The sequence below is a fragment of the Thioalkalivibrio sp. genome (genome assembly GCF_041685615.1).
Lineage (GTDB): Bacteria > Pseudomonadota > Gammaproteobacteria > Ectothiorhodospirales > Ectothiorhodospiraceae > Thioalkalivibrio.
In genome coordinates, this window is the sequence record NZ_JAWLFK010000093.1 from 1 (window position 1) to 1,750 (window position 1,750).

The 1,750-nt window shown below is 64.2% G+C and carries 3 protein-coding genes; all 3 read left to right on the forward strand.

Annotated elements, in window-relative coordinates:
* On the forward strand, positions 1 to 278 hold a 278-nt coding region (locus ACESLR_RS11680; protein ID WP_373054782.1), incomplete at its 5' end, for a sugar transferase.
* A gap of 300 nt (positions 279 to 578) precedes the next feature.
* Positions 579 to 908 (forward strand): type II toxin-antitoxin system RelE/ParE family toxin, encoded by a 330-nt coding sequence (locus tag ACESLR_RS11685; protein ID WP_373026179.1) that lies wholly within the window; start codon positions 579 to 581, stop codon positions 906 to 908.
* Complete coding sequence (locus tag ACESLR_RS11690) at positions 908 to 1,189, forward strand: helix-turn-helix domain-containing protein (RefSeq protein ID WP_017926249.1); 282 nt, start codon at positions 908 to 910, stop codon at positions 1,187 to 1,189. The genes ACESLR_RS11685 and ACESLR_RS11690 overlap by 1 nt, the downstream gene beginning before the upstream one ends.
* The last annotated feature ends 561 nt before the right edge of the window (positions 1,190 to 1,750 follow it).

Consider the following 1,750-nt stretch of genomic DNA (forward strand, 5'->3'; position numbering starts at 1 on the left):
TGTGGAATGTGTTGAAGGGCGAAATGAGCCTGGTCGGGCCGCGGCCCTGTCTGGTGAGTCAGGTGGAGTTGATCGCGGCGCGCGAGGCACGCGGGGTGTTTGCGGTGCGCCCCGGCATCACCGGGCTGGCGCAGGTGAACGGGATCGATATGTCGGACCCCGAGAGGCTGGCCGAGGTGGATGCGAAGATGATTGGGTCGCTGACGCTGGGGGGCTATTTCCGGTATTTGGTTTTGACGGTGACGGGGAAGGGTTCCGGGGATCGGGTACGGGGTTAGGTTCCGTGGTGCTTTGGTGGTTTTCGGGCTTTGGCGGGGGCTTCGCGGCCGAGGCCGCTCCTACGGGGATCTGAGTCAGGCCGTCATTCTGGAAACCGTGTTGCGGTTATCCGGGATCGGGGCGCTGGGGTGCGGCACGGTCGGCGCGTAATGCCGGCGCGGGAGACCCCGGCTCTTCGCTGCGCTGCGTTCGGGATGACGGGCTGGTGCTGCGGCCGGGATGGCGGGGGCGGTGGCGCTGCGGCTTGAGGGGTTTCGGGGACGGTATTACGCCATGGATGGCGAAGGAAGATAGCAAAAATGCGATATACTCCATGGAAGGTGCGTGTCGTACCACTCGCCGAGAAGGAGATCAGGGGGCTGCCGCCGGATCTTCAGGCTCGCTATCTGCGGCTGGTGGATGTGATTCAGGACCACGGCCCGGGGGTGTTAGGTATGCCCCATGCGCGGCAGGTGGAGGGCAAGATCTGGGAGTTGCGGCTGAAGGGGCGTGACGGGATTGCTCGAGCCCTTTATGTCTGCGCAGCTTCACGTGAGGTGGTTGTTCTGCATGCTTTTGTGAAGAAAAGCCAGAAGACCCCGCGTCGGGCGATTGATACGGCCAGGAAGCGGTGGGAGGAGCATCTGTGATGAAGACCCATGAGGAACTGAAAGCCGAACTGCTGGAAGACTCGGAGGTACGCCGCGAGTATGAGCAGCTGGGGCCGGAGTTCGAGTTCATCGAGGCGCTGCTCGACGCGCGCGCCAGGGCGGGCCTCAGCCAGGCGGAAGTCGCCCGACGCATGGGGACCACGCAGTCAGTGGTGGCGCGGCTGGAGGGTGGCCGGTCGGCCCCTACCTGGAAGACCCTTTGCCGGTATGCGGAGGCCACGGGGCGTCGGCTCCGGCTGCATCTGGAGGATCGGGCCTGACCTCCTGAAGGTGCAGGCCACCGGTATTGTGGGAGGCCAGCCCTCTGGCCGATCCGGCGTTGGCCCGGCCCCTCAAACCGAGCGCGGCGTCCTTTGCTGTCTAGCAGCCGCATCACGCCCCTCTCTTCGGCTTCCGGCACCGTCGAAAAGCCATATCTCCATCCTTCGTCATCCTGGAAAACGCGTTGCGGTTATCCGGGATCTCTGGCGTGGATGGTTGTACTGGCGTTTGGTGTTGGTCCGGCGTGGGAGATCCCGGCTCTTCGCTTCGCTACGGCCGGGATGACAGAGTGTGGGGCCTGCGGTCGGGATGATCGAGTGGGGGTGCTGCGGCTGGGACGACGAGCTGGTGGTGGGGCTTCGGCTAGGTTAACAGGGACGTGGCGAGCAATGGTTTTCAGTTGACAACCATTGCTCCTGGGGCTAGTTTCACAGGGAGAGAGATGGGCAGGCGACGACATCCCAACAAGGACGTTGAAGCGGCTGTGGCCCATGCCGAGGCCAATGGTTGGCGGGTCGAGATGGCTGGTGGTCATGCCTGGGCGCGGTTGTATTGCCCCT

Coding starts and splice junctions, on each gene's coding strand:
- ACESLR_RS11685 (WP_373026179.1), top strand. CDS start 579: ATGCGATATACTCCATGGAAGGTGCGTGTCGTACCACTCGCCGAGAAG.
- ACESLR_RS11690 (WP_017926249.1), top strand. CDS start 908: ATGAAGACCCATGAGGAACTGAAAGCCGAACTGCTGGAAGACTCGGAG.